A 12,559-nucleotide genomic window follows, 5' to 3' on the forward strand; every position below is an offset into this window, starting at 1 on the left:
GCCGCTACGCGGCCTTTTTCTTTTCTTTACAATGTATCAACATCTTAGTAGAGAAGCGAATTACAGGTATTCAACCTTAATAATTTCGTATTCCACTTCGCCGCCAGGGGTGCGGATGGTGACAACATCGTCCTGCTCTTTGCCAATCAGGCCACGAGCAATCGGTGAGTTCACCGAAATCAGGTTCTGTTTGAAGTCGGCTTCATCATCGCCCACGATGCGATAGGTCTGCTCTTCGTCGTTGTCCAGGTTCAGAACGCTGACGGTAGAACCAAAGATCACGCGGCCATTGTTAGGCATTTTGGTGATATCGATAACCTGCGCGTTAGACAGTTTCGCCTCGATATCCTTAATGCGCCCTTCACAGAAACCCTGCTGCTCGCGCGCCGCATGGTATTCAGCATTCTCTTTCAGGTCGCCATGCTCACGGGCTTCCGCGATAGCGGCGATGATTTCAGGGCGACGCACGGATTTCAGGAAATCCAGCTCTTCGCGCAGTTTTTCGGCACCACGTAAGGTCATCGGAATAGCTTGCATTTGTTATACCTCTTAAACATTCCTGTTGGGAGCAGTGTTCCCTGCTCCTGCCCCCCTAAGCGGGCAAGAAGCAAAAAGAAAACCGACCCGGGAGCGACGCCCCAGGTCAGCAGCAATTTTTCAATTTGATACGCATTTTACCGCGAAGTTCACTATGGGTCATCGTTTACTTTGCAGTGCTATGCACCGTAGTATGACGGTTTGTTTTCGGGTTGTTAGCGCGAGATTATGCGATTTTCCAGTTTTATCATCGGATTGACTACCAGTATAACGTTCACCGCCCAGGCCGCGAATGTTGATGAGTACATTAATCAGCTCCCCGCAGGCGCGAACCTTGCCCTGATGGTGCAGAAGGTTGGCGCACAGGCTCCCGAGATTGACTATCACAGTCAACAGATGGCGCTGCCTGCCAGTACCCAGAAGGTGATCACAGCCCTCGCCGCCCTGCTTCAGCTCGGGCCTGACTTCCGTTTTACCACCACGCTTGAAACCAAAGGTAATGTCGAGGGAGGCGAACTGAAAGGCGATCTTATCGCCCGTTTCGGTGGCGATCCCACCTTTAAGCGCCAGGATATCCGCAACATGGTGGCGGTGTTAAAAAAATCCGGCGTGACAAAAATCGATGGCAACGTGCTGATCGATACCTCCATTTTTGCCAGCCACGATAAAGCCCCAGGCTGGCCGTGGAACGACATGACGCAGTGCTTTAGCGCCCCGCCTGCGGCCGCGATTGTTGACCGCAACTGCTTCTCGATTTCCCTTTACAGCGCGCCAAAACCGGATGATTTAGCGTTTATTCGCGTGGCATCTTACTATCCGGTGACCATGTTTAGCCAGGTGCGTACGCTGGCTAAAGGCTCCCCGGATGCCCAGTACTGCGAACTGGACGTGGTGCCTGGCGATCTTAACCGCTACACCCTCACCGGCTGCCTGACGCAGCGCGCCGATCCGCTGCCGCTGGCCTTCGCGATTCAGGATGGCGCAGGCTATGCGGGTGCGATTCTCAAGGATGAACTGAAGCAAGCGGGAATAACCTACTCCGGCACGCTGCTACGCCAGACGCAGGTCAACCAGCCGGGCACGGTCATTGCCAGCAAACAGTCACCGCCGCTGCATGATTTATTGCGGATTATGCTGAAAAAGTCTGACAACATGATTGCCGACACCGTATTCCGCATGATTGGTCACGCGCGCTTCGGCGTGCCGGGAACCTGGCGCGCGGGCTCAGACGCTGTTCGACAGATCCTGCGCCAGCAGGCGGGGATCGATCTGGGTAACACTATCGCCGTCGATGGTTCCGGATTATCGCGCCATAACTTGATTGCCCCGGCCACCATGATGCAGGTGCTTCAGTACATTGCACAACATGACACTGAGCTAAACTTTATCTCAATGCTGCCGCTGGCAGGACACGACGGTTCGCTGCAGTATCGCGCTGGGCTTCACGCTGCGGGTGTGGATGGCAAAGTATCCGCTAAAACAGGTTCACTGCAGGGGGTGTATAACCTTGCAGGCTTCATCACGACCGCCAGCGGACAGCGCATGGCATTCGTGCAGTATCTTTCCGGCTATGCCGTCGAACCGACCGACCAGCGCAACCGTCGTATTCCACTGGTTCGCTTCGAGAGCAGGCTTTATAAGGACATCTACCAGAATAACTAACGATGAAACTACTCATAGTTGAAGACGATCTGTTATTACAGGAAGGACTGGCGCTGGGGCTGGCCAATGAAGGCTATGCCCTGGACTGTGCTGGCACCGCGGCAGAGGCGGATGCCCTGATCCAGAGCGGCGAATACAGCCTGGTGATCCTTGATTTAGGTTTGCCGGACAAAGACGGCGCGACGCTGCTCACCCAGTGGCGTCGCCGCGGCATCGCCAATCCGGTGTTGATCCTGACCGCACGCGACGCCATTGAAGATCGTATTACCGGCCTTGATGCTGGTGCCGATGATTATCTGGTGAAGCCCTTTGCGCTCGCAGAACTTCAGGCTCGGGTGCGAGCGTTAATACGCCGTTATCAGGGCCATAGTGATAACTTACTAACCGACGGGGACATTACCCTGAATCTGCAAACCCAGCAGGTCCTGCGCCAGTCCCAGCCCGTTGAAGTCACACCAAAAGAGTTCGCCTTGCTCACGCGTTTGATCATGCGAAGCGGACAAACGGTACACAGAGAAACCCTTCAGCAGGATATCTACTCCTGGCAGGACGATCCGGGGTCAAATACCCTCGAAGTCCACATCCATAACCTGCGGCGTAAGCTCGGCAAAGACCGGATTAAAACCGTCCGCGGCGTTGGCTACCGTCTGGAGAGCCAGAAATGAACAGCATGCGTCGGCGATTAATGGTGTTGCTGGCGGTCATTCTGTTATTTTTCCAGCTGATAAGCGTCATTTGGTTGTGGCACGAAAGCCGGGAGCAGATTGGCTTTCTGGTGAACGAAACGCTGTCGGCAAAATCACGTAACAACCACGTCGAGAAAGAGATCCGCGAAGCGATTGCCTCGCTGCTGGTTCCTTCTCTGGTGATGGTTGGCTTTACGCTGTTTTTCTCGTTCTGGGCGGTCACCTGGATAACCCGGCCGCTGAACAAACTGCGCGTGAGCCTGGCTAACCGTTCGGCGGATAACTTAACCCCGCTTCCTATGTATTCCGACATGGAAGAAATCGGCGCCGTGACCACCTCGCTCAATCAGCTGCTCGCCAGGCTGGACAGTACCATCCAGCAGGAGCGTCTCTTCACGGCGGACGCCGCCCACGAACTGCGAACGCCCCTTGCCGGAATCAGACTTCATCTGGAGCTGATGGCGCAGTCAGGCTCCCCGCAGGCCACGGCGTTAATCAGCCGTATCGACCAGCTGATGCACACCGTTGAGCAACTGCTGATGCTGGCCCGTGCCGGCCAGGCGATGGCGAGCGGCCACTATGAAACCATCAACTGGACGGACACGATCATCACGCCTCTTGGTCTTGAGCATGAAGCCAAAGCGCATACGGTGATATGGCCGGACAAAAGTGCGCTCACGGTACAGGGAGACGCGGTACTGCTGCGGCTGATGCTGCGCAACCTGCTGGAGAATGCCGGGCGTTACAGCCCAACAGGCACCACGATTACCGTAACGCTTACCGAGGTCGAAGGCGGTACGCAGCTCAGCGTTATCGATCAGGGGCCAGGTATCGACGAAGCGCACCGACAGTCGATCACGGAGCCGTTCCGTCGCCTCGATCAGCGTTACGGCGGCAGCGGCCTGGGCCTGAGTATCGTACAGCGCATCCTGCAGCTTCATCACGGTAAGCTGATGCTGGAGAATGGCGCTGAAGGCGGCCTGATAGCAAGCTGCTGGCTGCCCTCAACGCTGGAATGAAAAAAGCCCCCCTGGATGGGGGCTTCGGACAGATATTAGTGCTTGTAGATGAACTCGACGCCTTCTTCGTCATCTTCATCCCAGTCATCGTCCCAGTCGTCTTCCTCTTCCGCTTCCAGCTCTTCGAGCTGCTGGCGGTGGTAGTCATCCCACATGAATTCGACTTTTTCTGGCTGTTTCGCTTCTTCAGCCTGAACGACCGGGTTCTCGATGATGAAGGTCATCACATCCCAGCAGAGATCTTTCACGCCAACCTGGCTTGCCGCGGAGATAAGGTAGTATTTATCTTCCCAGCCCATCGCTTCAGCAATCGCTTTGGCTTTCGCTTCGGCTTCCGCTTTGTCCATCAGGTCGATCTTGTTGAAGACCAGCCAGCGTGGTTTACTCGCCAGTTTTTCGCTGTATTTTTCCAGCTCGCCGATGATAATGCGGGCGTTCTCAACCGGATCGGAACCGTCGATTGGATCGATATCAATGAGGTGCAGCAGGACGCGGCAGCGCTCAAGGTGCTTCAGGAAGCGAATACCCAAGCCAGCCCCTTCCGCAGCGCCTTCGATCAGGCCAGGGATATCAGCCACGACGAAGCTCTTTTCATTATCCATACGGACAACGCCAAGGCTTGGCACCAGCGTGGTAAACGGATAGTCCGCCACTTTTGGTTTCGCCGCAGAGACAGCACGAATAAACGTCGATTTACCGGCGTTTGGCATACCCAGCATGCCCACGTCTGCCAGAAGCATCAGCTCCAGCTGCAGATCGCGCTTATCGCCCGGTGTACCCATCGTTTTCTGACGCGGGGTACGGTTAACGGAAGATTTGAAACGGCTGTTGCCCAGACCGTGCCAGCCGCCTTTTGCGACCATCAGGCGCTGACCATGCTTGGTCATATCACCCATGGTTTCACCGGTGCCCTGATCGATAACGCGCGTACCGACCGGAACCTTAATGGTCACGTCTTTACCGCGTTTACCGGTACAGTCACGGCTCTGGCCGTTCTGGCCGCGTTCAGCGCGGAAGGATTTTTCGAAGCGGTAGTCGATCAGCGTGTTGAGGTTTTCATCCGCCTCCAGCCACACGTCACCACCATCTCCACCATCACCGCCGTCAGGGCCGCCACGAGGAATATATTTTTCACGGCGGAAGCTTACACAACCGTTACCGCCATCACCTGCCACGACCAGAATCGTCGCTTCATCAACAAACTTCATTTTACTCTCCGTAACTCATTCGCCTGAGCGGGGGACTACTACGACCGCTTCATTTTTGCGCCAACGTCCCCAAAGACGATGACCAATGGCGGAATACATCGCGCCCGCAACCACGACAAACGCACCGAGATAGCCCAACAGGTTGAGCATCGGTCTGACGAAGACATCGGGCCAGGCCATTGATAACAAATCTGAAAATAACAGCGTAAACAGCGGGGTAAGCGTGATCAACGCGCTCACCTGTGCTGCCTGCCAGCGCGCCATCGCTTCCGCCAGCGCGCCATAACCGACCAGCGTGTTAAGCCCACAAAAAATGAGGCACGCCAGTTGCCAGTCGCTCAGTTGGGCAATGACGCCCGGCTTCGCTAACGGCAATAATGCCACTGTACACAAAGTGTACAGCAAAAAAAGGATCTGCTGTGAAGCAAGGCGACGCAATAACACCTTTTGCGCGACGCCATAGCTCACCCAGACCGTTGCTGCTCCCACGCCGAAGATCACGCCCCAGGTGTAGTCCGTAAGCCGGGTAAAAATCTCGATCAGGCTGGTGTTGAAAAACATCACCAGACCACAAAGCAGCATGGTTGCCCCGATAATCTGCGTCCCGCGCATCTTCTCTTTGAGGATGAACACGCTGGCAACCATCATACCCACGGGTGAAAGCTGGCCAATCACCTGAGACGCCGTAGGGCTTAAATACTGCAGGGAAGAGCTGAACAGGATGAAGTTACCGAACAGACCGCCCGTCGCAATGGCCAGTAACACCAGCCAGCGAGGTTTACGGAAGAGTCGCAACGGTGGAAGCTTACCTTTAATTGCAAGGATGGTCCCGAGACCGATGCTTGCCATCAGAAAGCGATAAAAGACCACCGTAGGCGGCTCCATCACTTCCAGTACCTGCTTCATTGCAATTGGCAGCGCACCCCAGCACATTGCGGTCGTGAGCGCCAAAAGAATACCAATGCCGGCCTGCTGCTTCATGCCCGTTTTCCCTACAGAAAATTTTCCGGGTTTCCAATGTAAAAAGCCCCGCAACACGTTGCGGGGCTTTAATCCGTTACCGGACCGAGAAAACCTTACTCAGCAACGATGCTGATGTATTTACGGTTGTTCGGGCCTTTAACTTCAAATTTCACTTTACCGTCTGCTTTAGCAAACAGAGTGTGGTCACGACCGCAACCTACGTTGTTGCCAGCGTGGAATTTGGTACCACGTTGACGAACGATGATGCTACCCGCCAGAACGGATTCGCCACCGAAACGCTTAACGCCAAGGCGTTTAGCTTCTGAATCGCGACCGTTACGTGTGGAGCCGCCAGCCTTTTTATGTGCCATTTAAATCTCTCCTCAGGTCTTAGGCGCTGATGCCAGTAATTTTCACATCAGTGAACCACTGACGGTGGCCCTGCTGCTTACGGTAGTGTTTACGACGACGAAACTTAACGATTTTAACTTTCTCGCCACGACCGTGTGCAACAACTTCAGCTTTGATAACGCCGCCATCAACGAAAGGAACGCCGATTTTGACTTCTTCACCGTTTGCGATCATCAGAACTTCTGCGAACTCAACAGATTCGCCAGTTGCGATGTCCAGCTTTTCCAGGCGAACGGTCTGACCTTCGCTTACTCGGTGTTGTTTACCACCACTTTGGAAAACCGCGTACATATAAACTCCGCTTCCGCGCACGTCCTCGTATGAATCAGAGTGCGCTATAAATATTCACAATAGGGCGCGAATATTACGCAAAACGCGAGCCTTTGACAAGTGCTACCGTCAATACATGAAGAAAAAAAACACAACACGTACGGTAACGTTTATCTGAGCCGTTTTTTCAGTACAATCAGCACTACTATTGATAAACCGAAACCCTTCGTTACCCCATTGAAGATGGGATCAACAGGATAAAAAGCCCGGCTTTTGCGATGAATTTAGAAAAAATCAACGAGTTAACCGCGCAAGATATGGCGGGTGTAAATGCAGCAATCCTGGAGCAACTCAACTCTGACGTTCAGCTGATCAATCAGTTGGGCTATTACATTGTCAGCGGCGGCGGTAAACGCATTCGCCCGATGATTGCCATTCTGGCTGCCAGAGCCGTTGGCTATCAGGGAAATGCCCACGTGACGATCGCCGCGCTGATCGAATTTATTCACACCGCGACGCTTCTGCATGACGATGTTGTGGATGAATCCGATATGCGTCGTGGCAAAGCCACGGCAAACGCAGCCTTCGGGAACGCCGCCAGCGTTCTGGTCGGGGACTTTATCTATACCCGCGCCTTCCAGATGATGACCAGCCTCGGCTCTCTGAAAGTGCTGGAGGTAATGTCAGAAGCCGTCAACGTCATCGCTGAAGGCGAAGTGCTGCAGCTGATGAACGTCAATGACCCGGATATCACCGAAGAAAACTACATGCGCGTTATCTACAGCAAAACAGCGCGCCTGTTTGAAGCTGCCGCCCAGTGCTCGGGCATTCTGGCTGGCTGTTCCGAGGCGCAGGAAAAAGGATTGCAGGACTATGGACGCTATCTGGGCACGGCCTTCCAGCTGATTGATGATTTGCTGGACTACAGCGCGGACGGCGAAACGCTCGGCAAAAACGTTGGCGATGACCTGAACGAAGGCAAACCGACCCTGCCGCTCCTTCACGCGATGCGCAACGGAACAGCCGACCAGGCGAAAATGATCCGTGAGGCGATCGAACAGGGAAATGGTCGCCATCTTCTGGAACCTGTACTGGAAACCATGGCCATCTGCGGCTCACTGGAATGGACCCGTCAGCGTGCTGAAGAAGAGGCTGACAAAGCCATCGAAGCTCTCCAGGTTATTCCAGACAGCCCATGGCGCGACGCGCTGATCGGTCTTGCCCACATCGCTGTTCAGCGCGACCGTTAATCTTGCCCCACCTCCCCGCCCCCATCGCGGGGAGGTTCAAAAACGCACCAATAAATTCCGTATTCATGTAAATTCATCGGGTTAGAGCCCGCATGAATAAAGCCATGCCTTATTCTGAATATCCCTTCAAGTAACGCGAACTTTTTAGAACACGAATGTGAAATGGGTATAGTAAGCCAGTCGTTTCAGAAGAAACGGCGTAGGTGAATCCGAACTTAAGGACAGCGTTATGGATACGAAATTTATCGACTGGCATACGGCAGATATCATTGCGGCACTGCGCAAAAGAGGTACGTCACTTGCAGCAGAGTCCCGCCGCCATGGTCTGAGTTCTTCCACCCTGGCCAACGCCCTGACCCGCCCCTGGCCAAAGGGAGAATTAATTATCGCGACGGCGCTGGAAACGCACCCGTGGGTGATCTGGCCTTCACGCTATCACGATCCAGTTACTCATGAATTTATCGACAGAACGCGCATGATGCGCCAGAGAAAAGTAAAAACAGAACCGCAGGAATAACGGTTTTTGTGACAGGAATAGCAACCCCCCGGTCATTTCTGGCAGGGGGCTGCCGGAACGATTACTCGCCCTTCACACGCTCGATATTGGCACCCAGCGCGCGCAGTTTGTCTTCGATACGTTCATAGCCACGATCGATGTGATAAATACGATCCACCACCGTAGTGCCTTCCGCGATACAGCCCGCCAGCACTAGGCTTGCAGACGCACGCAGATCTGTTGCCATTACCTGAGCACCGGACAGTTTCTCAACACCGTGGCAAATCACGGTGTTACTTTCGATCTCAGCATGTGCACCCATACGGATCAGTTCCGGGACGTGCATAAAGCGGTTCTCGAAAATAGTCTCGGTGATCACACCGGTACCTTCCGCCACCAGGTTCAGCAGGGTGAACTGTGCCTGCATATCGGTCGGGAATGCCGGATGCGGCGCCGTACGCACGGTTACCGCTTTCGGACGCTTGCCGTGCATATCGAGGCTGATCCAGTCTTCACCGGTTTCAACATCGGCACCCGCTTCACGCAGTTTCGCCAGCACCGCATCCAGGGTATCTGGCTGCGCGTTGCGACATACAATTTTACCGCCAGAGATCGCCGCAGCCACCAAGAAGGTGCCGGTTTCGATACGGTCCGGCAGAACGCGATACACACCACCGCCCAGACGCTCAACGCCTTCGATGGTGATGCGGTCAGTACCCTGGCCGGAGATCTTCGCGCCCAGCGCCACGAGGAAGTTGGCGGTATCCACGATCTCCGGTTCACGCGCGGCGTTTTCGATGATGGTGGTACCTTCCGCCAGCGTCGCTGCAGACATAATGGTGACAGTAGCGCCAACGCTCACTTTGTCCATGACAATGTGCGCGCCTTTCAGACGGCCATTGACGGAGGCCTTAACGTAACCTTCTTCCAGCTTGATCTCTGCACCCAGTTTCTCCAGGCCAAAGATATGCAGGTCAACCGGACGCGCGCCGATAGCGCAGCCGCCCGGCAGAGAAACCTGACCCTGACCGAAACGCGCCACCAGCGGGCCAAGCGCCCAGATAGAAGCACGCATGGTTTTCACCAGATCGTAAGGCGCAGAGAAGTTGTTCACGTTGCTGGCGTCAATCCAGACGGAACCGTTGCGCTCAACTTTAGTGCCCAGTTGGGTGAGCAACTTCATAGTGGTGTCGATATCTTTCAGCTTCGGTACGTTCTGAATTTCTACCGGCTCTTCCGCGAGCAGCGCAGCAAAGAGGATTGGCAGCGCGGCGTTTTTCGCGCCAGAAATTGTGACTTCGCCCTGGAGACGCGTTGGCCCCTGTACACGAAATTTATCCATTGTGTGCTCTCTTATAAATTCAACCGTGCTGCGGGCCTGTCGCCCTCAGCTCAAAAACCGTTTAGTTTGCGATCGCGTGCCCACTCTTGCGGGGTGAACGCTTTAATCGACAGGGCGTGGATGCGGTTATCCGCAATATATTCCATCAGCGGCGCGTACACAGCCTGCTGCTTCTTCACACGGCTCATACCGTCGAACATCTCACCCACAGCAATAACCTGGAAGTGACTGCCATCGCCAGTGACGTGGGCTTCCTGAAGGGAGAGTGCATTCATCAGCACTGTCTGGATTTCATGATTTTCCATGGGCTCTTAATCATCTGATAGTGAAAACAAGCCCAACATCTTAGAGCAAAGTGGCGTCGTCTTAAACAAGCAAAAAGCCCCGACGATGAAACTGTCAGGGCTTTCGGAAGTAACGCACTGAAAATATTAACGAGGCAGTACGTCCTGAGGCAGATTGTAGAGTTGCGCAAGGGTAACGACATTATCGCTCGCGCCATGAAGCATGACGCTTGTTCCCTGCTTTTTCCCCACGGCAACCAGATGGGCAAGCAGCGCAACGCCTGCCGTATCCACCCGCGTGACGTCGGTTAAGTCGATAAGCGTCACGCCCTGCATCGCTTCATGACGTTTGTCCCACAGCGGGTTCAGCAGATCCTGGTCCAGCTCACCGGACAGCTTTAACGTCTCACCTTCACGTGACCAGCGGAGTTGCTGCGACATTACTTCTTCTCGTCCAGAGTAATTTTCTGACGAGAAATAGACTGCAGCTGTGCGGTCAGGCCATCAATGCCCTTGGTGCGTAGCAGGTCGCTCCACTCGTTCTGTTTAGTGGTGATCATGCTCACCCCTTCGGCGATCATGTCATACGCCTGCCAGTGGCCGGTCTGGCTATTTTTACGCCACTGGAAATCCAGACGCACCGGCGGACGGCCGTTAGGATCGTTGATCGTCACGCGGATAGGAATGATGGTGGCATCGCCCAGCGGCTGCTCTGGCGCAATCTGATAGGTCTGACCGTGGTACATCGCCAGCGCCTGGCCGTAGGCCTGTTTCAGGTATTCACGGAATGCAGCAAAGTAGGCTTCACGCTGCGCAGGCGTCGCATCTTTGTAATAACGCCCCAGCACCAGCGCTCCCGCATATTTGATCTGCACATACGGCAGCAGTTCCTGGTCAACCACGTCACGCAGATAATCAGGATTCGCGCGAATTTTTGGCTGTTCGTTTTTGAGACGGTCGAAGGTTTTCTTCGCAGCTTCGTCCATCAGTTTGTACGGGTTGCTCTGATCCGCAGCATGTGCCGCAGTGAGAGGGGCAATGACCAGCATGGCAACCATTAACAGTCGTTTAAACATGAATGACTTCTCCTGAATTAATTCGCAGCACCAGGGGTCGGCGCAACGTTGGTATGGTCTTCACTCTGCGCAGGGGCATCGTCAGACTTTTTATCATCCCCTTTACTGTTGTAAAGGAACTGACCAATCATATCCTCCAGCACCATCGCGGACTTCGTATCCTGGATAACGCTACCGTCTTTAAGGATAGTCGTTCCCAGCTCGGGGTCTTCAAAGCCCACGTTAAGTGCCAGATATTGTTCGCCCAGCAGGCCGGAAGTACGGATAGAAAGGGAGCTGGTGTCCGGAATGTGGTTGTAACGTTCTTCGATATCCATCGCGACGCGCGGCAGATACGTTTTTTCATCAAGCGTAATGTCAGATACGCGGCCTATCACCACACCGCCAATGCGGACCGGCGAGCGTGCCTTCAGCCCACCGATGTTGTCGAAGGTGGCATAGATACGATACGTCGGCTCAGTGCGTACTGAGGTGATATCTGCCGCTCGCAGGCAGATAAAGAGTGCCGCCAGCAGCGCCAGCAGCAGGAACACGCCGACCCAAATTTCATTTTTTCTCGTTTGCATGAACTCAATTCCCAAACATCAGTGCGGTGAGCACAAAATCCAGACCCAGTACGGCCAGCGACGAATGTACGACTGTACGTGTAGTTGCACGGCTAATGCCCGCCGACGTCGGGATGGCATCGTAACCATTGAACAATGCAATCCAGGTGACCGTAATGGCAAATACCACGCTTTTAATCAGACAGTTAACCAGATCCATGCGCAGATCGATGGCGTCCTGCATTGCGGACCAGAAGAAACCAGCATCAATACCTTTCCAGTGGACCCCAACCAGCGAACCGCCCCAGATCCCCACGGCGACAAACAGAATAGTCAGTAGCGGCAGCGAGATCACCCCCGCCCAGAAACGCGGCGAGATCACGCGACGCAGCGGATCGACCGCCATCATCTCCATGCTGGAGAGCTGCTCGGTGGCACGCATCAGGCCAATCTCAGCCGTTAATGCTGACCCTGCGCGCCCGGCGAACAGCAGCGCAGCCACAACCGGCCCCAGCTCGCGTAAAAGCGAGAGCGCCACCAGCATCCCGAGGCTGGTTTCCGCACTGTAGGTTGTCAGGACGAGGTAGCCCTGCAGCCCCAGCACCATGCCAATAAACAGACCGGAAACAATAATGATGAGCATCGACAGCACGCCGACATTATAAAGCTGACGCACCAGCAGAGGGGCGTGCTTGCTAAACTCCGGCTTGCCGACCAGCGCGTTGAATAACATCAATCCGGCACGCCCGAACGTCCTGATGGTTTTTATGCCACGGTGTCCGAGAGCGGCCAACGCATTTAACAGCATGA

General features: G+C 54.6%; 16 protein-coding genes. 5 read left to right on the top strand and 11 right to left on the bottom strand.

Features of this window, described 5'->3' with window-relative positions; genetic code table 11:
* Positions 1-60 precede the first annotated feature (60 nt).
* Positions 61-537, bottom strand: a complete 477-nt coding sequence (gene greA / locus AB8818_RS12555) for a transcription elongation factor GreA (RefSeq protein ID WP_006812122.1) — start codon at positions 535-537, stop codon at positions 61-63.
* A gap of 228 nt (positions 538-765) precedes the next feature.
* Between greA and dacB the strand changes: the two genes are divergently transcribed.
* The 3 genes from dacB to pmrB are packed head-to-tail and all read left to right on the top strand — an operon-like array spanning position 766 to position 3,904.
* A complete protein-coding gene (dacB, locus tag AB8818_RS12560; RefSeq protein ID WP_192983864.1) occupies positions 766-2,199 on the top strand; it encodes a serine-type D-Ala-D-Ala carboxypeptidase in 1,434 nt (477 codons plus the stop codon).
* Positions 2,200-2,201: 2 nt separating this feature from the next.
* A complete protein-coding gene (gene pmrA, locus AB8818_RS12565) occupies positions 2,202-2,864 on the top strand; it encodes a two-component system response regulator PmrA (protein ID WP_028014555.1) in 663 nt (220 codons plus the stop codon).
* Entirely contained in the window at positions 2,861-3,904 is a 1,044-nt protein-coding gene (gene pmrB / locus AB8818_RS12570) for a two-component system sensor histidine kinase PmrB (protein ID WP_116343507.1), read from the top strand. The genes pmrA and pmrB overlap by 4 nt, the downstream gene beginning before the upstream one ends.
* A gap of 35 nt (positions 3,905-3,939) precedes the next feature.
* Here the strand turns inward: pmrB and cgtA are convergent, their stop codons facing one another.
* The 4 genes from cgtA to rplU all read right to left on the bottom strand — a co-directional run bounded on the left by cgtA (position 3,940) and on the right by rplU (position 6,777).
* The gene (gene cgtA / locus AB8818_RS12575) at positions 3,940-5,112 is read right to left on the bottom strand and encodes an Obg family GTPase CgtA (protein WP_014885381.1); all 1,173 of its coding nucleotides are present in this window, start codon (positions 5,110-5,112) and stop codon (positions 3,940-3,942) included.
* A gap of 15 nt (positions 5,113-5,127) precedes the next feature.
* Positions 5,128-6,093, bottom strand: coding sequence for a DMT family transporter (locus AB8818_RS12580; protein ID WP_116343508.1), 966 nt, complete (start codon positions 6,091-6,093; stop codon positions 5,128-5,130).
* Positions 6,094-6,188: 95 nt separating this feature from the next.
* Positions 6,189-6,446 carry a 50S ribosomal protein L27 gene (gene rpmA / locus AB8818_RS12585; RefSeq protein WP_004385076.1) on the bottom strand — a complete coding sequence of 86 codons (258 nt, stop codon included), beginning with the start codon at positions 6,444-6,446 and terminating at the stop codon, positions 6,189-6,191.
* Positions 6,447-6,465: 19 nt separating this feature from the next.
* Positions 6,466-6,777: a 50S ribosomal protein L21 gene (gene rplU / locus AB8818_RS12590; protein ID WP_003025032.1), complete on the bottom strand. Its 312-nt coding sequence runs from the start codon at positions 6,775-6,777 to the stop codon at positions 6,466-6,468.
* 257 nt (positions 6,778-7,034) lie between these two features.
* Here rplU and ispB point away from each other — a divergent pair, with 257 nt between their 5' ends.
* Together ispB and sfsB are read left to right on the top strand one after the other, a co-directional pair.
* Complete coding sequence (ispB, locus tag AB8818_RS12595; RefSeq protein ID WP_028014558.1) at positions 7,035-8,006, top strand: octaprenyl diphosphate synthase; 972 nt, start codon at positions 7,035-7,037, stop codon at positions 8,004-8,006.
* 229 nt (positions 8,007-8,235) lie between these two features.
* Positions 8,236-8,523: a DNA-binding transcriptional regulator SfsB gene (gene sfsB / locus AB8818_RS12600; RefSeq protein WP_061096952.1), complete on the top strand. Its 288-nt coding sequence runs from the start codon at positions 8,236-8,238 to the stop codon at positions 8,521-8,523.
* Between the two features lie 61 nt (positions 8,524-8,584).
* On the opposite strand, the gene murA is transcribed toward sfsB, so the two are convergent.
* The 6 genes from murA to mlaE form a co-directional block, all read right to left on the bottom strand.
* Positions 8,585-9,844 carry a UDP-N-acetylglucosamine 1-carboxyvinyltransferase gene (murA, locus tag AB8818_RS12605; RefSeq protein ID WP_028014560.1) on the bottom strand — a complete coding sequence of 420 codons (1,260 nt, stop codon included), beginning with the start codon at positions 9,842-9,844 and terminating at the stop codon, positions 8,585-8,587.
* Positions 9,845-9,894: 50 nt separating this feature from the next.
* Positions 9,895-10,149 carry a BolA family iron metabolism protein IbaG gene (gene ibaG / locus AB8818_RS12610; protein WP_008501458.1) on the bottom strand — a complete coding sequence of 85 codons (255 nt, stop codon included), beginning with the start codon at positions 10,147-10,149 and terminating at the stop codon, positions 9,895-9,897.
* A 126-nt stretch (positions 10,150-10,275) separates the two neighbouring features.
* The gene (gene mlaB, locus AB8818_RS12615) at positions 10,276-10,569 is read right to left on the bottom strand and encodes a lipid asymmetry maintenance protein MlaB (RefSeq protein ID WP_116343510.1); all 294 of its coding nucleotides are present in this window, start codon (positions 10,567-10,569) and stop codon (positions 10,276-10,278) included.
* Entirely contained in the window at positions 10,569-11,204 is a 636-nt protein-coding gene (gene mlaC / locus AB8818_RS12620; protein WP_061096951.1) for a phospholipid-binding protein MlaC, read from the bottom strand. The genes mlaB and mlaC overlap by 1 nt, the downstream gene beginning before the upstream one ends.
* 17 nt (positions 11,205-11,221) lie before the next feature.
* Positions 11,222-11,770, bottom strand: coding sequence for an outer membrane lipid asymmetry maintenance protein MlaD (mlaD, locus tag AB8818_RS12625; protein WP_041911946.1), 549 nt, complete (start codon positions 11,768-11,770; stop codon positions 11,222-11,224).
* A gap of 4 nt (positions 11,771-11,774) precedes the next feature.
* Positions 11,775-12,557 (bottom strand): lipid asymmetry maintenance ABC transporter permease subunit MlaE, encoded by a 783-nt coding sequence (mlaE, locus tag AB8818_RS12630; RefSeq protein ID WP_028014564.1) that lies wholly within the window; start codon positions 12,555-12,557, stop codon positions 11,775-11,777.
* Positions 12,558-12,559 lie beyond the last annotated feature (2 nt).

The sequence above is a fragment of the Enterobacter sp. KB-280D8 genome (genome assembly GCF_041399405.1).
Lineage (GTDB): Bacteria > Pseudomonadota > Gammaproteobacteria > Enterobacterales > Enterobacteriaceae > Enterobacter > Enterobacter cloacae_N.